Source organism: Pseudoalteromonas sp. 3D05, from assembly GCF_002723455.1.
Lineage (GTDB): Bacteria > Pseudomonadota > Gammaproteobacteria > Enterobacterales > Alteromonadaceae > Pseudoalteromonas.
The window spans coordinates 33,906-52,322 of sequence record NZ_PDUS01000021.1 but is presented as its reverse complement, the minus strand read 5'-3'; the positions used below and the strand labels follow the sequence as shown (position 1 = coordinate 52,322).

Below are 18,417 nucleotides of genomic sequence, written 5' to 3'. Positions count from 1 at the left end.
GACATATAAAAGGTGATGAAAGAGCGAATATGCGCTAGCATACTCGCTCTTTTTTTGGATTTCAGTTCAAGGTAATTAAATGGCTCAGCTGTATTTTTATTACTCTGCAATGAATGCAGGTAAATCAACCACATTACTTCAATCGGCATTTAATTATCGTGAAAGAGGCATGGAGCCTGTGATATTAACAGCAGCTATTGATGATAGGGCTGGAGTGGGCAAAGTGTCGTCACGTATAGGGTTGCAAGCTGACGCGCATATTTTTGATGCAGATAAAGATGTATTTGAATTGATAAAAAGCCTCAATACTGAGCTAAAACGCCATTGTGTTTTAGTCGATGAGAGTCAGTTTTTATCAAAAGAGCAGGTTTTACAATTAACGGATGTGGTCGATGAGCTGGGTATTCCTGTGTTGTGCTATGGCTTGCGTAATGACTTTAGGGGTGAGCTTTTTATTGGTTCACAATATTTATTGGCCTGGGCCGATAAATTAATCGAACTTAAAACCGTGTGTCATTGTGGCCGAAAAGCAAACCATGTTCTGCGCACAGATGAAAATGGTCAAGCGATTGCTGATGGTAATCAAGTGGAAATTGGCGGCAATGACCGATATGTCTCGGTTTGCCGCAAACATTACAAAGCGGCGTTAAATCTCAGCCGTTAATGCCTTTATAAATGTATCGATGGATTCTTTAGTGATACCCAAGTGTGTCACTAAACGAAGCGGTGCACCGGGCGAAAACAATATACTTTGAGTTGCTAAGCGTTGACTGATAGCCGTTAGGTCAATCTCATTATCGACATGAGCATAAACGATATTTGTTTCAACTGTGCTAAGTGCGACATTAAAGCCGCTCAGAGTATTGAGTTGCGTAGCTAAATACTGAGCATTGTCATGATCATCGGCTAGGCGCTTTGTGTTATGTTCAAGCGCATACTGTCCAGCCGCTGCGAGCATACCTGCTTGGCGCATACCACCACCAAGCACTTTACGCCAACGGCGTGCTTTAGCAATAAGTGATTCGCTGCCAAGCAGCACCGAGCCCACAGGCGCGCCAAGCCCTTTAGACAAACACACAGATACTGAATCGAAGTGGTTCGTTATGCATGTAATATCGACGCCCAATTTAGCCGCTGCATTATACACTCTTGCGCCGTCTAGATGCAGCGCAAGGTTATGCTCGTCTACAAACACACGGGCATCGTTAAGGTATTCAAGAGAGAGAACTTGGCCACCAATGGTATTCTCAAGGCTGACTAATTTGGTTTTAGCAAAGTGAAAATCATCAGCCTTAATCGCCGCTTTTACTTTGTTTAAGCACAGGCTGCCATCGGCTTCGTTTTCGATAGGTTGAGGTTGAATTGAGCCAAGAATAGCAGCGCCACCGCCTTCAAACTTATAGTTATGGGCACGTTGGCCGCATATATATTCATCTCCACGTTCACAATGTGCCATTAAGGCTAATAAGTTGGCCTGAGTGCCTGAACTACAAAATAATGCATTGGCAAATCCGTGTTTTTGCGCGGCGTATTTTTCAAGTGCGTTGACACTGGGATCATCGCCATAAACATCATCGCCTAGTGGGGCATTGTTCATAGTTTGGCGCATTGCATCACAAGGTTGGGTTACCGTGTCTGAACGAAAGTCGATCATTGTTAAGTTCCTTATCGTTGCTTTAGCTTAACGTTTGGCATATTTCTTCGCGTGTTGATTTATCAAAGTAAGACCACGCTAAAAAACGGCTTACTTTTTGCCCCTGAGCCATGTCGATTACTTTAACATCGGCCACTGGATGCTGGCTTAATATTTTCTGTAAAGCTGTTAGGGATTCTTTCTTTGATACCAAAGAGGTAAACCACAAACATTGCTCTGAAAAATCAGCACTTTCGTTGATCATCGTTGATATAAATTGTACTTCGCCGCCTTCACACCAGAGTTCATTATTTTGGCCACCAAAATTGAGCGTTGATTTAGGGGCTTTGCCAAGGTTACGCCATTTGCGTTCGCTGCCCTGTGATGCTGCTTGCTCATTTGCATGAAAAGGCGGGTTGCACAGTGTTAAATGAAATAAATCTTTAGCGTTAATGACATCATGAAAAATGTGTTTAGGATTATTTTGTAATTTAATACTTATTTTGCGGTTATTAAATTGCGCTAGCTGCTTTGCTAGTTTAACTGAAACGGGGTCAATGTCTGTGCCTGTAAATGCCCAATTATACTCAGCACTGCCTGTAAGCGGGTAAACTAAACTGGCGCCAGTACCAATATCTAAAACTTTTACTTGTTTTCCTGTAGGGATCACGCCGTTATTATCATCTGCAATTAAATCAGCGAGGTAGTGTATATAATCGACACGACCAGGTATTGGTGGGCACAGGTTATGCGCCGGTAGGTCCCAGAAATTAACATTATAATAGCTTTTTAATAGAGCTTGATTGAGCGTTTTAACTGCTTTGTTGTCACTAAAGTCGATACTTTTTTGACCTGAAGGTGTTTCAACTAAGTAAGGGGATAGTGCAGGCTCATTGTGTGTTAAAAGCGCAAAGTCATATCCTTGGTTATGGCGATTACGAGGATGAAGTTTTGTTTTTTTAGGCGCAGATTTCATGGGTACTATTTGCAGAGAGAACAAGCATGTAGTTTATCATTTTGATTGCAAAAGTGCTGTAAAATTAGCGGTGTTATATTTTTTAAATACTGGTAGGATGAGTTGTATGAAAAGGATAAAATAATAACACGGTATGTGACTATGTCTGTAACCCAAGAATCGGTATATATTAAGCTCAACGAACAGCAAACATTGCATTTAAGGCGCATTTATAATGCAACTAAATCAGGCCCGGCTGTATTGTTTGTTCACGGCGCTGTTGAAAACGGCAAAATATTTTACACTCACAGTAATAAAGGCTTAGCGCCTTATTTAGCTGAGCAAGGATATGTCTGCTATGTTGCCGACTTACGAGGAAGGGGGGAGAGCCGCCCAGCTATTTCACCTCAGGCTCAATATGGACAAACAGAGGCAATAACCGAAGATATTCCCGCATTTGTAGCTAAAATTAAAGAGTTAGAAGGGGAAGCACCGGCTTATTGGGTTGCTCATTCGTGGGGAGGCGTGTTGATGAATAGTGTTTTCGCGCGTTACCCAAACTATATAAATGATGTAAAAGCGTGTGCATACTTTGGTACTAAACGTTCTTTATATAATCATCACCCCAAAAAATATTTCCAAGGTAATGTTATTTGGTACTTTTTAGCACCTATTTTAGCTAAAAAATACGGCTATTTGCCCGCAAAAAAATTAAAATGGGGCAGTGATGATGAAACGCAAAAATCGCATTATCAAAGTATGCAATGGGCCAAAAGACGACCCTGGGTAGACTCTGATGATGGCTTTGACTATGCAAAAGTGGTTAGTAATATGCACTTACCGCCTACTTTGCATATTGCGGGTGTAAAAGATAAGGCGCTGGCTCAGCCAATTGATATCCAAAAGTTTATGGATGAGTCAGGCAAAGGCAAACAATCACTGCAAATTTATGGGCGCAAGCATGGTCATCAACATGATTATGATCACATTAATATGCTTACTCACCCAAGTGCAAAGCAAGATCAGTTTACTGATTTGCTCAATTGGTTTGCGGCTCATTAAGTAAGGTCTGTAACGTTTTCTCAAAGCGTTTGTACTGTGCCGTTGCTTTGGTATTAATGGGTTCACGTACAGCACTTTTACTGAGTGTTGTAACAGGTTTTTTTGACTTATAAAACTCAAGGCAGTCAGGTTCAAACTCACAGCCTAAAAAATCGAACACGGTTTTAAGCTGTGATTCAGGCTCGTTTACAAGCTCTTCATACTGCACTGTGAGTATTGAGTGAGAAAAAGAACGATGCCAATGCTCCATCAGCGATTGATATAGACCATAGTATGTTTTGAACTCTGGTAACGAACAAAAATAAGGCTCATTTTCTGCAAAATAATTGCTATATACCGACCACGCCGTTGCGTCAAAGTTACGTTGCATATCAATAAATATTGCGTTGGGATAAAGCAGTTTTATTAACCCCATTGATTGATAATTTGCGGGTAATTTATTAATCATAAATTGGCGAATAGGCTTAGCCTGCTTTAACCTTTGTGTATAAATATCGCGAGCTTGTTCTATTATTGTAGGCGTCAATGCCATTACACAGGCTGGGTATGAAAGTTGTGTTTTATGCTCAATAAATGGCACAACATCTCTGCTGATTGTTATATCCTCACCAATGCTGGCACACTCACTGTGACTGGCAAGAATCTGCTCTAATAATGTTGAACCGCTGCGTGGCATGCCAACAATAAACACAGGGGTCACGGAGCCGGTAAAGTTTTTATCTATATCGGTAAAAATTGAAGGGGGATGATTTTCAATCAATGCCTCATAAAAGCCACTCAACTGCTGCGTTTTAAAATCAGCTAATTGAAACTGTTGCTTATTAGCGAGGGTATAATAATTTGCAGCTTGGTCGATATCATCAAGCTTGTCATAACTTTTAGCGAGTGCGTAATAACACACCATTTTCAGCCGTAGGTTATTTGTTTGCGTTAGCAAATGATGCAAATTACTGATGTAATTGTGTTGTTTATCAAAGCGACCTAATTGCACAAGTTCATATAGAATGTAGGCTGTGACAGGGTAAAGTCCGATACTCAGTGCTTGGGCAAATGTAGTGTGGGCTTTATCTAATTCACCATGGGTTAGGTAATGCTGTGCAAGGTAGTAGTGTGGATCAGGGTTGTGGCTTGCCAAAGATTTTGCATACTCTAATACTGTTAACGCATCATCAGGGGAGTTCACACCGTTGAATGCATCTGCTAGTGCATGCAGTGGCTCGAGCATATTTGGTAAGCGTTCACACGCTCTTTGCAAAAGATAAACGGCTGCATCAAAACGCTCTAAACGAAGTGCTATTCGGCCTAAACCAAATAAGGCGCTGCCATTTTGAGGGTCGGTTTTTAGTATTGTTTTATAATGAAATTCAGCGTCTTTTAATTTGTTCTGCGCTAAAAGTTCATTGGCTTTTTTCAGTAGCATGCGTTTACGTATTTGTTTTTTAGTCACTATAAAACGAAAAAGGCGAAATGTGAAAGAGAACTCTTCCACATTTCGCCAGATACATTAATTAACGTTATAAAATTAGATTAGAAAGTATACGTCGCTTTTACGTAGTAGAAACCACCGTTGATACCATAAGGCGATGTTTCATAATACTTACCACCCCAGTTATTGTTAGGTGCTACGTCAAAATCAAGTTCTTCTGCATCTTGGTCAAGTAGGTTTTGTGCGCCCACTGAGAAGCTCATTTCGTCGTTTAGGAAGTAGGTTACTTCAGCATCTAACGTAATCGCAGCATCTGCTGTTTTAGCCGTTGCATCATAATCTACATGCACGCCTTGGTATTCACCGTAGTAATTTACGCGAGTAAATGCAGAAAAGCTTTCCCACTGCTGTGCCCAGCTAAGTGTTGAACGATGATTAGGTAAGTCATTTTCAAGACGGCTTACTTTAAATTCACCAGTAATTGGGCTTGAACGCGTAACTTCTGTGTCATTCCAGTTGTACGCTAAGCTAAATGTAGAGCTTCCACCGAGTAAATCAGCAGAATAGTTCGCAACCAAATCAACACCTTGAGTGGTTGTATCAAAGTCATTAGTAAAGAAACTTACTTGCGCTAAACTTTGTACATTTGGTACACCTGCGGCTTTCAGTGTGTCTTTGTCTGCTTGGCTTAACTCAATTTTTTCCGATTGACTGATACGATCTTCAACTTGAATATTATAGTAGTCAACGGTAAAGAATAAGTCACCAATTGTGTAAACAGCACCAAACGTATAACTTTGCGATTCTTCAGGTTGTAGTTCTGTACCGCCAAGTTGCACTGCAATTGGGTTCGTTGGTGGTAATAGCGCTGAATCTACTAACACACCGCTGCTTAAGTTTGTTTGCACGTTACTAACATTGGCTTGACCAACGGTAGGTGCGCGGAAACCAGTACTGATTGAACCACGAATATTTAAGTCATCAGTCAGGTGATATTGACCTGTTAACTTGTAGTTTGTTGTAGAGCCAAATGAGTCATAGTCTTCAAATCGAAGTGCTAACCCCAGTAAAAACTCTTCTGTGAATGGTGCTTCTACGTCCATATAAGCAGCGTAGTTACGACGAGTGTATTCGCCTGCATCTGATGGTTTAAAGCCAGGGAAACCATTTGAACCAATACCAAAGCCTTGATCCGTAAATGGGCCGGCAGTGAATGAGGCTACATCGCCAGAGGTGACAGTAAAGGTTTCTTCATGCCATTCAAGACCACCTGCAACGTTCACGTCGTACGCTAAACCCCAATCAAAGCCTTTTGATAAGTCAAAATTAAAGTTTTTCTCGAGTTGTGAATATTTACCTGGACTAAAATCACGCGGACTATCTAAACCCAAAGAGGCATTAACCGTATCGTAAATAAAGTAGCGTGATTCGTTAAAGCCAACAGTACCACTTAAGTCATAAAAAGCGCCTTCAAGGTAACCGCCAGTGAATTCACCTTTGGTACCAATGGTTAAAGAGGTGTCAACAATATTACCGCCAAAATTGGGTGTAAAACCACCCGGTATTTTTTCGTTGAATGCAAAGCAATTTGCAGCTGTTAATGAATCCAGTGCATTTTGATCTGGTGCACCATTGGCTTGAAGTTCAACTAGAGGACAGTTAATTTGTTCATCATAACCATCGAGAGAGCCAACTAATACGGTCGGAGTTGCTGCATCCCATGCTTCTTGGCCTTGAGGATCATCATCACCAGGGCGACGCATATTAACACCATTTACATCACGTATGTTTCCGCCATAAACGCCCGGGCGTGTTGTTGGATTACGATAATAGAAACCACCACGCACGTCACGTTCAGAGTAGTTACCAAACATATAGAATTCAGAATCATTGGTTAGCTCAAGGCCAACGTTACCAAAAATAGAGATATCGTCATCTACTTTAGGTGCGCCCCAAACTTGTGCTAAAGAAGAAACATCTGGCACACCTGCAGCTGCAAGTGCAGCAGCATCTGGGCGTTGTACTGAGCGGCTTGTTGCATCTGCTGTTTTATATTGGAAGCTTAAGTTTGCAAAACCACTATCAGTAAACGGTAAGCCGACGTTACCAGAGATTTGCGTTGTATCACCGTCGCCTTCGTAGTATTCACCTTGACGAACTTCGAAACTACCGCCTTCTGAGGCATCTTTTAGTACAAAGTTCATTACGCCAGCAATGGCGTCAGAACCATATTGTGCAGCAGCACCATCACGCAGTACTTCAACTTGCTTTAACGCAATGCTTGGAATAACTGAGATATCAGCGCCTTGTGCGCCATCATTAATACCACCTCCTAAAAAGGCAATAACTGATGCACGGTGACGGCGTTTACCATTTAATAAAACTAATGTGCTGTCAGATGGAAGGCCACGTAGGTTAGCAGGACGAACGAGTGATGCAGCATCACTAATAGGATTTTGGTGAACGTTAAAAGAAGGCACAGACCCTTTAAGGAGTTCTAGCATGTCAGTGTTACCTGATTTGCCTAATTCTTCTCCACCGATAATATCGATAGGTACAGGTGAGTCACCAATTGAGCGTGGTGCCGAACGAGTACCAACTACGGCGATTTTTTCTACATTTTTTTTAACTTCGGTCGTTTGTGCTTCTTCTGCCATAACAGTGCCTGACATAAATAGGCCGGCTGTTGTGGTAGTTAAGGCAAGCTTAACAGCTTTATTCAACATGTTGTTTTTCAATTTCATTCTAATTTCCCCAGTTAGAATTATTATAATTTCCACACCAATATTAGTCTGTAAATCAAATAGGTGTAATTTATTTATACATATTGTTAACCAGTTGTGCAAGATGTTAAAAAGAAACGGTTTTTTTTATTTTTCTATAGAGGAAATTTGAATGTGGCTAACCCACATGATATATAACGATTTTTTCCTAGGAGTATTTTACGAGTTGCTCGAAATTAGAGCTAAAAGGCTTGATTTTAAAAATAATTAATTTAATTTATTTAATGGCTCATAAGAATAATTTGCCATATTAAGAAACTTGGCCGTCGTTATTTGTTGAATCACGCCATTGCTTTAGCGCCTCACGGTATTCATCCCACACACACGGGCAACAACTGCCGCCGCCACAGCACTCGTCGGGAGCGGGTCTTTGTGGTTTATTTGTTTTCTCTTGCGTTTTTGGTTCACACATTTGCGGCTTCATTTACACGGGTACAATTTTTTGTTCTAAGTTACTCAAGTATATCACAGCAAATGTAAATTCTACTTTGTGAACGTGAGTGGCTGTGTGAAAATGCTTTCATGAGACTATATAAAGTAATTCACCGTGCACCTATTAGAGTTGTTAAAATAGGTAAAAGACGCCAGCAACTGCGTTTTAAGCGCGCTATGGTCGCGTTAAAAATTGCTTTAGCATAAGAAAAAAAAGAAACCAAAGAGATGCTCTCTATTTATCGTCGTTACACCCACGGTAATGTAACGAAAGAGGAATTAACCCAGGCGAATAATCAATTTATTGATATTCTCAAAGGCTTAGGGCTTGGGGTGTTCGCTTTTTTACCATTTGCTCCCGTTACGATTCCTTTAGTTGTAAAACTTGGTAAGTGGGTAGGCGTGGATGTTTTGCCTAGTTCTTTTAATATTAATAAACCGCTAAAAGAAATAGATCAGCAAATTGCTGAAGATGAGCAAAAACATCACTCAGATGATCAATCTGTAAAAAAATAATGCCAGAACGAAGGGAGTAAACGCTTAAGCTATACCTTTTGTTTAGGGTTGTTGGTATGCTAGGTATAAATTTTTACTAAATGAGTCGTTAAATGAGTGCGTTAATTTGTCATACTCCTTCTGGAATACCTTTATCTTTTGTTACAAAAAGTAACCTTTCAGAGTGGTTAGATCAGCAATCCATTTTTTTACAAAATTGGTTGAAAAGTTGTGACTTCCAAAGGCAGGGTCTAGCTTTAGTTGTTAATGAGCAGTCAGGTTCATTGGCTCATGCTTACTGTTTAGTTGAAAGTCTAGATGATTTTTGGCTAGCGGGCGATCTCGCATCAAAATTACCTGAAGGTCTTTACAAAATACAAGATCTTGATGATAAGTTAGAACAAATTGCACTTGGCTTTATGTTGGGTGGATATGAATTTAACGAATATAAAGCTAAAGCAGCAGTAAAAGCTCAATTGGCAATCGAAAACAAAGACGTATTTACGCGTTTAAATCAACAAGCAAGTGCAATTAACCTTGTGCGTGATTTAGTCAATACTCCAGCTGCAGATATGATGCCACAGCATTTATCACAAGTTATGGCTGATCTTGCAACTACCTACCAAGGGGAGTTCAGCGAGTGGGTTGGCGATGAGTTGCTTGAGCAAAACTACCCAACGATTCATATGGTTGGCCGTGCGAGTGAAAATAAACCGCGCTTGCTCGATTTAAAATGGGGCGACAAAAATGCACCTTTAGTAACCCTTGTTGGCAAAGGGGTGTGTTTTGACTCTGGCGGGTTAGATTTAAAGCCGAGCTCAGGCATGCGTAATATGAAAAAAGACATGGGGGGCGCTGCTCATGTTATTGGTCTTGCACAGCTTATTATGGCCGCGGGTTTACCTATTCGCTTGCGTGTGCTTGTACCAGCTGTAGAAAATGCCGTTTCGCGTAACGCATTTCGCCCAGGCGATGTGGTTAAAACCCGTAAAGGCATCATGGTAGAAATTGATAATACTGATGCAGAAGGGCGTCTGGTATTGTGTGATGCGCTGAGTGAGGCACAAAACGATGACCCAGAATTATTGATTGATTTTGCAACCTTAACAGGTGCATGTCGTGTTGCATTAGGAACTGAGCTGCCTGGTTTTTTCTCGACAAACCGTGATGTGGCCAATGGTATTATCGACTCAGGCATGGGGGTGAGTGACCCTGTTTGGCAACTTCCGTTATTTGATCAATACAAAAGCTTTTTAAAGAGTGATGTGGCTGATATGTCTAACTGCTCAAGTACACCATTTGGTGGTGCAATTACAGCAGCACTTTACTTAAAAGAGTTTGTCGAGCCTGCAACTGACTGGGTCCACTTTGACGTCATGGCGTGGAACTTACGTGCATTACCAGGTCGCCCAGCAGGCGGCGAGGCACTCGGTGTGCGTGCTGTATTTAGTTATTTAGAAAGTCGTTTTCACTAAACTTCATAAAGTTCTATTGGTAAATCATCGGGATCGGCGAAAAATGTAAAACGCTTCCCGGTGATTTCGTCTATTCTGATCTCCTCAACATCAACACCTTGCGCTTCTAGTACGTGTTTTGCTTGTTTTATATCATTGACTGAAAATGCTAGATGCCTTAGTCCCTGTGCTTCGGGGTAGCTAGGTCTGATAGGTGGATCTGGAAACGAAAAAAGTTCTATTTGACTGCCATCTGGTAGTGCTAGGTCCAATTTGTAAGAGTCTCGTTCAGCACGATATTGCTCATGAATAATGGGCAACTTAAGTATTTGAGTATAAAAATGTTTAGCACGTTGATAGTCGCTGCAAATAATAGCAACGTGATGAATCGCGAGTAGTTTCATATTGTTCCAATAAAAAAAGCGCGAATATTCGCGCTTTAAACGAGCTAAATTTTACTTATTGCTTACATGCAGCCGCCGCTGCAGAAACAAGCTCTAATCCTGTTTTATCACAAGGTGGTAAAGTTGCATCGCTTATTGCAATTGGCGTTACCCGATCACCCCATTTTATATAACTAGCAGCCCAAGTTAAACCAGCCCCAAATGCTGCAGACATAATATTTGCGTGGGGCTTAATTAAACCTTGTTCAACAGCTTCACATAGCGCAATCGCTATCGTTGCAGCGGATGTATTACCATACTCGCCTATGTTCACCATCACTTTTTCATCAGCGACTTTTAAACGATGTTGGATTGCTTGAATAATTCGAAGGTTTGCTTGGTGAGGGACTAACACATCGATTTCATCTAAGCTTAAGCTCGCCTGAGTTAGGACATCATCACAAGCTTCACTCATACCTTTAACGGCACGTTTAAATATTTCGCGGCCTTCAAACAATAAATCAGATGGACCCGCTGGGCTGTATTTATCTATATCACTGCCAAAATTGGTAATGTGTAAAATATCACGATCTTCACTGTCGCAGCCTGTCTTGGTGCCTAGTAAACCAGCAGGCGTATCAGCAGCCTCTAGAACCACAGCACCCGCACCATCACCAAATAATACTGCACTATCTCGACGATCCCAGTTTACATACCAGGTCATGCGCTCAGCAGCGATCACCACGGCTTTTTTAATCATACCCGCTTGAATTTGTGCTGTTGCTGTTTGCATTGCATATAAAAAGCCAGAGCATGCAGCATTTGTATCCATGGCAGCGGCGCCGATAGCACCAATATTTTTTTGTACCAATGAAGCTGTGTTTGCAACCATAGTTGACGGCGTACACGTTGCCAAAAGAACAAGATCAATGTCTTTGGCATCAATACCAGCACATGCAATAGCATGTTTAGCTGCAACCGTTGCAAGTTCAGCAGTACTCACATGACTGACTCGGCGCGCTTTTATACCTGTACGAGATGTGATCCATTCATCGTTAGTATCAACCAATTGGCTTATTTCATCGTTGCTAATGCGTGCTGGTGGAATGCATTTACCCCAACCAGTGATATGTGCGTAAGACATAGTGTGTTCTCTTTAAGTGGTCAGACATCTGTCATTAATGATGTGTTTATACCAAAATTCAGCTTATAACACTAGTTTGAAGCATGTTTACACTGTAAATACTGGTATTTAAAACAATTTACATCAATGGTAGTAGACAAATTAGCTATATAAAATGAATTCGGCTGATATTATTGTTATTCATACAAATATGATTAATCTATGTCGTTCAAACGTAATGCGATAAATTAATACATCAACCTAGGCGTATGTCATTTTATGCTGTGCTAGCGATTTGTTGAGTAATAGTATGTAACTGGTTATTATCTATAAAAAAGTGAACTGCTAATTTATAAAGGGCAGTGACGATTTAACCCACTAAAAGGGTTTTAAACAACACTAGGAGCTACTATGGGTAGCAAAATTAAGGCGTCATTATTTAATCATTTAATCGAGTCTGAACGGCAATTACTCGAACCAGAAGTTCGCCAATCGGCCAACGCTTTAGATGCTTTACTCGATGATGATTTTATTGAAATCGCCAGTAATGGAACGGTTTTTAATAAGTTTCAAGTACTCACACGTCTTCCCACAGAAGTAGTTCCACAGTTTTATAATCAAAACTTTAAAGGCCGCATGCTCAGTGACGATATCGCTCAATTAAGCTATCAAGCTGCTTATAGACGCTCAGCACGGGCTGAGTTTAATTATTCCATTCGAATGTCACTATGGCGCTATACGGATTCGTCTTGGAAAATGGTGTTTCATCAAGGAACGCCATGTGCTGTTTTTTCTATCTCAATGGATGAAGATTAACTCTTTTTTTAGGTTTATTGATATGGCATTTTTAACGCGGACAGATCCCGCTATTAGCCGATTGTTAATGCTACGTTCTGGTGCAATTGCAATACAACTACTTGCAGTAATTGCTGTTTATTTTCTGCTTGAGCATCAAATTGCACTTTATGAGTTATTGCTTGTTATCTCACTAGAAGCCGCATTTCAAATTTTTAGCGTAATTGCTTATCGTAATGTAAACAAAGCCAAAGAAATTGGCATGTTAATGCAGCTGACCGCGGATGTATTATTTTTAGCCATATTATTATCGCTCAGTGGAGGCGCAACGAATGCGTTTGTGTCGCTATTACTATTACCCATTATGATTGCTGCGGTGAGTGTGAGTGCAAAGGGCTTAGTATACATTGCAGCTTTGGCTATCACGGCTTACAGTTTGCTACTATTAAAAGTGCCTCAGCATAGTATGCATGATATGGATATGACGAGTCATTTTATCGGCATGTGGGTCAATTTTGTGATCAGTGCCAGCGTAATTGCTTTGGTGGTTGGGGCCATGAATCGTGCTTTGCGTTTTCGAGAACAAACCATCGCTAGTGTGAGAGAAAAGCAGCTACGTTCCGAGCAGATTGTCACACTTGATGGTGCGGCGGTACAAATAACGCATCAACTGGCGAGTCCAATAGCTAACCTACAGTTGATTTTAGAAGAGCTAAAGGAAGAGCTGCCTAATAATGAACTGATCACTGAAATGCAAAAGCCTCTCGCACAGTGCACAGCACAATTAAATAATTTCAGAGAGCTGTCAGCGCAATTGAGAACACACAGTAAAATAAACGCTGTAAAGTTATTAGATCTAAAGCAACAAATTCACGACACCATGCTGTTACACTACCCAGATCAGCAGCTAAAATGGCAAAATGAAACGCCCAATGTCAGTGTTAAAAGCGATGCGATGTTATTACCCGCGTTATTAAATTTATTACAAAACGCGACAACCGCAAATCAACAAAACAATCAAAACCAGCTATCGTTAAGCTGGCAACTTTCCAACCAAGGTAGTGAGCCAGAGCTTAACCTGTTGATCCGCGATTATGGTAAGGGCTTCACCAAAGAGCAACTGAGTCAACTTGGGGGGCAAGTTATGCCAAGCCGCTCAGGAATGGGGTTAGCCGTGATGTTATCAAATGTTACGTTTGAGCGCTTACAGGGGTCTTTAACACTTTTTAATCATCAACAAGGCGGTGCTGTGGCAAAAGTAAAACTGGCAATAACAAGCGAAGGTGAATAATGAAACTGCTTATAATCGATGATGATGAAAGCCTAGCCAGCACTTTATCAAGAAGATTAACCAAACAAGGGTTTACTTGCAATGTGGCGCATAATAGGCAACAGGCTTTGATGCTAGCGGAGCAAGTCACACCGAGCCATATCTTATTAGATATGAAACTTGCTGATGACAATGGAATGGATCTTCTCTCTCCGTTGCGGGGTTTATTACCTCATTGCCAAATTGTTTTATTAACTGGTTTTGCAAGTATTGCAACAGCCGTAGAAGCGATGCGATTGGGCGCTAATGATTATTTAACCAAGCCGGTAGATATGCCGACCCTAGTAAATGCGTTGTGCCCAAATAATCAACTGCAAAAAGAGGTCGTTAATTCTCCTGATTCGGTGATGTCAGCTGAAAGGGTAGAGTGGGAGCATATTCAACAAGTTCTGCATTGCAATCAAGGGAATATCTCTGCAACAGCTCGCCAGCTAAATATGCACCGGCGTACATTGCAGCGCAAATTACAAAAAAAACCTGTAAAACAGTAATTGCATAATTATGAGAGCTGTATCAGAAAAGTCAGATTTTCAGGATAAACAGGGACAGTGATTTTCTTGGAAGTTAGGGTTTAATTTTTTAAAATCAAATAGATACACCTTTTGTTTTTTTAGCTCATTAAAGTATGTATTGTTTTGCTAAGTGCATTTGTTGCCGCAATGGGATTCATTAACTAAAGTAAAAATATTCATTTTATTTAAGTTGTCATGATGAGCCCTTATGGATATTTCCCATGTTAACCTTTTTGCTGTTTTTATTGCTGCGTTATCCTCATTTGCGTTAGGTGGGATTTGGTATTCCCCATTACTTTTTCAACGCGCTTGGATGGAAGCATGTGGATTGACTGAATTAGATTTGAAAACAGTAAACCCTAAAAAGGTTTTTGCCGGGAGTTTCGTTCTATCGTTATTAATTGCCCTCAGTTTGTCACTTTTTTTTGGGCCAACCCCTACTTTAGGCGTGAGTGTAGGCGCGGCTTTTCTAATTGGGCTTTGTTGGGTAGGAAGTGCTTACGGGATCACTTATTTGTTTGAACAACGCCCACTTAAATTGTTTTTGATTAACAGCGGTTATCATATCTTACAATTTACAATCATGGGCTTAATTTTGGGTTTGCTGCCTTAAGCTGATAAACTTCAAGCCTATTATTTGAACCTGTATTCTTGTGAGCTATGGCAAAACCGAACAAAAAAGGCCCAACGAAAACGGTAGATATATTTTGTGGGCATTGTAAAACTCAGCTTTATAAATACCGCAAAGGGGGAAAAGGCGCACTCGTTAAGTGCTTTGTTGAACGCATAAGCCAAGACTTCACTTCCACACCATGTATATGCCCTCAATGCGAGCGTCCCTTTGCCCGCGAAACTATGATCCGCGGCGCACCTGCTTATAAAATGATTGGTGGTAAAGTGACATTTAAGTGACTTTGCAAAGCCTCAATGGACATGTTACAAAGTAAACATTGTGGTAACATTTTTCGAACGGTTACCTTACAGATTTTTAATTGCAGTGAGGTATTTGAGTATGGAAGGATATAATTTTGATGCGTCGGTTTTAATACCCATATTAACTATTTATAGCCTTATATTCATATGTTCAAACCTATGGGTATCAGCTGAGCACTCAGTATCGAAAAGAAAAGTTGTTCTTTATTCGTTCTTTATTGGCATGTTCCTCACATTAATTTCGCCTTTGTATTTGTTTTTTAGATTATATAAATATCGCTTTAAACACACTTGAATATCAGTGTGTTTTTGCGGTTATAATTACTTTCAAAAAGGCTAACTGCTAAATGGTTTTGGTTTATTACTCGGTTATTTACTCTGTATTACATCGAGGTGGGGCAATACAATAACAAAGAACCGCTTTCCTCTTATGCAGATCAAATCAAGCGAGGCGATTCAACTGACTGTTGAATACGTATAATCAAAAGCTATCAGATACTTTTGCGAAGTAAATGCATTATGCAAAAATATAGTGCGACTATTTATTTAGCTTAAACTCCTTTTTAAATTCAGTTCGTTTTAAAAGCGGACATTTATCCTGTGTCAATTTTTCTACCCTGCTAAACTTACTCGGTTTGCTGTTTCAATGAATGAAAACAACCCTCCCCATGGAATGGGCCAGTAGTGTGGGTAATTATAGTAATGGACAAGGGAAACCCCGTGATTGCACTTTTATTTGATATTATTGGTATGACAGGTACTTTTTTAGTTGTGGGCGCGTTTTTTATGCTGCAACTGGGCAAAGCAACACCGACTGGTTTGCTTTATAACATAATGAATTTATCTGGTGCGATATTGTTACTGATAAGCCTTTGTTATAATTTTAATTTGGCGAGTTTTGTTATTGAGATTTTTTGGATAGCGGCGTCTTTAATCGGCTTGTACAAATATTTAAAAGCAAAACCAGTGACCTCAAACGCTTAACACGCGAAAAATTTTAGAAAAACCCGTACGCCGTGACACATTTGTATTAATATTGTAAATAGATGGTTATAATGCACCGTCGACCTTTTTTATTAATTACAGGTGTTGTGGCGTAATGACTTTGAAGCAAACTTTTTGTCTGTATTTGTGCTTAAGCGCAGCCCCTATTTTAGCTGCAGAATCTGAAGATTTATTTTCAATGAGCTTTGAAGATTTGCTCAACGTTCAAGTTGACATTGGCTCTAATACCTCAGAAACACTCGCCTCCGCTCCTTCCACTATTACCGTATTCAATAAACAAAAAATAAACCTTTTAGGTGTCGACAGTGCCTACGAACTAATGAATTTCGTCCCAGGAATGCAATCTACACGTGGAGATTGGGTAGGCGCAGTACCAAAAGATCATGCGCGTGGGGTCTACTTAGATAGCGGCAATGTATTAGTTATGATCAACGGCGAGCGTATTAATGAATCGTCGTTTGGCAAAGCATCTGTTTACATGCCTTTTATACCCATCGAGATAATTGAAAAAGTTGAGTTTATCCGTGGTCCAGGCTCTGCACTCTATGGCAGTAATGCGTTTATGGGGGTGATGAACGTTGTCACAAAACATGACGTTAATGAAGTCACAGCGATGATAGGTTCAAACGGCAAACGAGGGGTATCGCTCAGTGCTCATTATCAATTTAATGAAGATGTAAACGCATTTACTTCTTTGGCAATTAATAAAAAAGAGGGGGATTATTATCCTCAAGGTGTACGAGACCCTTTGGAATCAATATATTTTGAAGCGGGTGTTGACATAAACGAGCTTCAGATAAGAGGACGTTACAACAAAGTTGAGCTTGATGAATTTATCAACCTTGCAGGTTATTCTAAACAAAATCAACATCAAAGTGAGAATCATTTTGTTTCAGTTGCCTATGATTGGCTGCAAAATACAACAACACAATTAACAACAAAAGTGGCGTATTCAGAGCATGATATTCAAAGTGCCGGATTAATATTAGCGGCTAGCAATAACCCCTTCGCAGAAAATGATTTTTTAAATGGTCCTGCGTGGACAACGTCTGATTTAAAAGTAAACATTGACTTTAAACACCAACTCACTAACGATTGGGTTGTTAATGCAGGGTATGAGTTCTCTGATGCGCAGCAAAAATCAGCTGGTGTACGAACAAACTTTTATGATCAAGCAAGTGGTAACATAATCCTTGATGATGCTTATTATTTAGGCCAAATTAGCACCATCAAAGAGTTTGCTCCTTTTGCCAGCCTTAAAGCCTCATTTGAAACACACAGTGTGTACGGGCAGTTAAAAATCCCGTTGTCTGAAACTGTTACAGTTTTTCTTGGTAGTCGTTTTGACGATGTCAAAAATATCGAGAGTAAGTTGTCACCACGTTTTGCTACTATTTATCAACCAACACCTGCGAATACATTTAAGTTACAGTATGGTGAATCATTCAGAACCCCAGTAACCAATGAATTATATTCAAATGATGATGTTACTGTAGGTAATCCTGAGCTGCGATCTGAATATGTTAAAACGACAGAGCTTGTATGGCGTCATGAGGCTAAGTCATGGCATTCAAATATGGTGCTATTTCACAATCAATTACACGATTTTATCTCCACCATACCGCAGGAAAATAAGACCAACATGTTCACATTTTCAAATCAGCTTGATGATACAAACCGTGGTGTTGAGATTGATAGTAGATGGAATATAACGCCTGAGGTTTCGTTGACAGGTACTTATACTCAGTACTTTGATGAGCCCATAAAACCGACTTTCAAACGGTTTGCAAGCATTATAAGTAGTTACCAGTTGGACCAATGGTTGTTCAGTATAAACGGTTTATGGCGCGGGGAAGTGAAAGGTGAAACTTTAACGACGGCCCCCTTTGTACAATCAAGCTATATGCTATTTTCAGCAACATCACGATATTCGATAAACGATAAAAGTCATTTAACTTTAAAAATGTATAACCTATTTGATAAGCAGTATAATACCTATGATCCTCGCGTAGCTACTGGTGCAGTAGCTGGCGTATCTAGAGAAATATCGTTAAACTATTCAATGGACTTTTAAAAGGGACGAGCGCCCTCATGTT

The 18,417-nt window shown here is 40.2% G+C and carries 17 protein-coding genes and 1 pseudogene; 11 read left to right on the top strand and 7 right to left on the bottom strand.

Features of this window, described 5'->3' with window-relative positions; translation table 11 throughout:
* Positions 1–79 precede the first annotated feature (79 nt).
* Positions 80–664, top strand: coding sequence for a thymidine kinase (locus CSC79_RS17255; RefSeq protein ID WP_099296984.1), 585 nt, complete (start codon positions 80–82; stop codon positions 662–664).
* Here CSC79_RS17255 and ltaE read toward each other — a convergent pair.
* On the bottom strand, positions 647–1,654 hold the full coding sequence (gene ltaE / locus CSC79_RS17250; protein WP_099296983.1) for a low-specificity L-threonine aldolase: 1,008 nt from the start codon (positions 1,652–1,654) through the stop codon (positions 647–649). The two genes, CSC79_RS17255 and ltaE, sit on opposite strands and share 18 nt — an antisense overlap.
* A 22-nt stretch (positions 1,655–1,676) precedes the next feature.
* Entirely contained in the window at positions 1,677–2,609 is a 933-nt protein-coding gene (gene rlmF, locus CSC79_RS17245) for a 23S rRNA (adenine(1618)-N(6))-methyltransferase RlmF (protein ID WP_099296982.1), read from the bottom strand.
* 141 nt (positions 2,610–2,750) lie between these two features.
* Here rlmF and CSC79_RS17240 point away from each other — a divergent pair, with 141 nt between their 5' ends.
* Positions 2,751–3,650, top strand: coding sequence for an alpha/beta fold hydrolase (locus CSC79_RS17240; RefSeq protein ID WP_099296981.1), 900 nt, complete (start codon positions 2,751–2,753; stop codon positions 3,648–3,650).
* Here the strand turns inward: CSC79_RS17240 and CSC79_RS17235 are convergent.
* The 3 genes from CSC79_RS17235 to CSC79_RS17225 all read right to left on the bottom strand — a co-directional run bounded on the left by CSC79_RS17235 (position 3,628) and on the right by CSC79_RS17225 (position 8,271).
* Positions 3,628–5,070, bottom strand: coding sequence for a sulfotransferase (locus CSC79_RS17235; RefSeq protein ID WP_099297013.1), 1,443 nt, complete (start codon positions 5,068–5,070; stop codon positions 3,628–3,630). The genes CSC79_RS17240 and CSC79_RS17235 overlap by 23 nt on opposite strands.
* 107 nt (positions 5,071–5,177) lie before the next feature.
* Positions 5,178–7,820 carry a TonB-dependent receptor gene (locus CSC79_RS17230; RefSeq protein ID WP_099296980.1) on the bottom strand — a complete coding sequence of 881 codons (2,643 nt, stop codon included), beginning with the start codon at positions 7,818–7,820 and terminating at the stop codon, positions 5,178–5,180.
* Positions 7,821–8,109: 289 nt separating this feature from the next.
* On the bottom strand, positions 8,110–8,271 hold the full coding sequence (locus CSC79_RS17225) for an oxidoreductase-like domain-containing protein (RefSeq protein WP_099296979.1): 162 nt from the start codon (positions 8,269–8,271) through the stop codon (positions 8,110–8,112).
* 110 nt (positions 8,272–8,381) lie between these two features.
* Here CSC79_RS17225 and CSC79_RS17220 point away from each other — a divergent pair.
* Both CSC79_RS17220 and CSC79_RS17215 read left to right on the top strand, forming a co-directional pair.
* Positions 8,382–8,807 (top strand): annotated as a pseudogene (locus CSC79_RS17220) (hypothetical protein).
* A gap of 92 nt (positions 8,808–8,899) precedes the next feature.
* Entirely contained in the window at positions 8,900–10,261 is a 1,362-nt protein-coding gene (locus tag CSC79_RS17215; RefSeq protein WP_099296978.1) for a leucyl aminopeptidase family protein, read from the top strand.
* Here CSC79_RS17215 and CSC79_RS17210 read toward each other — a convergent pair.
* Positions 10,258–10,644 (bottom strand): VOC family protein, encoded by a 387-nt coding sequence (locus CSC79_RS17210; RefSeq protein ID WP_099296977.1) that lies wholly within the window; start codon positions 10,642–10,644, stop codon positions 10,258–10,260. The genes CSC79_RS17215 and CSC79_RS17210 overlap by 4 nt on opposite strands.
* 55 nt (positions 10,645–10,699) lie before the next feature.
* The gene (locus CSC79_RS17205) at positions 10,700–11,767 is read right to left on the bottom strand and encodes a ketoacyl-ACP synthase III (RefSeq protein WP_099296976.1); all 1,068 of its coding nucleotides are present in this window, start codon (positions 11,765–11,767) and stop codon (positions 10,700–10,702) included.
* Between the two features lie 390 nt (positions 11,768–12,157).
* Between CSC79_RS17205 and CSC79_RS17200 the strand changes: the two genes are divergently transcribed.
* The 7 genes from CSC79_RS17200 to CSC79_RS17170 all read left to right on the top strand — a co-directional run bounded on the left by CSC79_RS17200 (position 12,158) and on the right by CSC79_RS17170 (position 18,395).
* Complete coding sequence (locus tag CSC79_RS17200; protein ID WP_099296975.1) at positions 12,158–12,562, top strand: DUF4440 domain-containing protein; 405 nt, start codon at positions 12,158–12,160, stop codon at positions 12,560–12,562.
* 22 nt (positions 12,563–12,584) lie between these two features.
* Positions 12,585–13,832, top strand: coding sequence for an ATP-binding protein (locus tag CSC79_RS17195; RefSeq protein ID WP_099297012.1), 1,248 nt, complete (start codon positions 12,585–12,587; stop codon positions 13,830–13,832).
* Positions 13,832–14,362 carry a response regulator gene (locus tag CSC79_RS17190; protein ID WP_099296974.1) on the top strand — a complete coding sequence of 177 codons (531 nt, stop codon included), beginning with the start codon at positions 13,832–13,834 and terminating at the stop codon, positions 14,360–14,362. Before CSC79_RS17195 ends, CSC79_RS17190 begins: the two co-directional genes overlap by 1 nt.
* A 229-nt stretch (positions 14,363–14,591) precedes the next feature.
* Complete coding sequence (locus CSC79_RS17185) at positions 14,592–14,996, top strand: DUF1761 domain-containing protein (RefSeq protein WP_099296973.1); 405 nt, start codon at positions 14,592–14,594, stop codon at positions 14,994–14,996.
* Positions 14,997–15,043: 47 nt separating this feature from the next.
* Entirely contained in the window at positions 15,044–15,295 is a 252-nt protein-coding gene (locus CSC79_RS17180; RefSeq protein ID WP_099296972.1) for a hypothetical protein, read from the top strand.
* Between the two features lie 741 nt (positions 15,296–16,036).
* Complete coding sequence (locus CSC79_RS17175) at positions 16,037–16,300, top strand: hypothetical protein (RefSeq protein ID WP_099296971.1); 264 nt, start codon at positions 16,037–16,039, stop codon at positions 16,298–16,300.
* A 115-nt stretch (positions 16,301–16,415) separates the two neighbouring features.
* Entirely contained in the window at positions 16,416–18,395 is a 1,980-nt protein-coding gene (locus tag CSC79_RS17170) for a TonB-dependent receptor (protein WP_099296970.1), read from the top strand.
* Positions 18,396–18,417 lie beyond the last annotated feature (22 nt).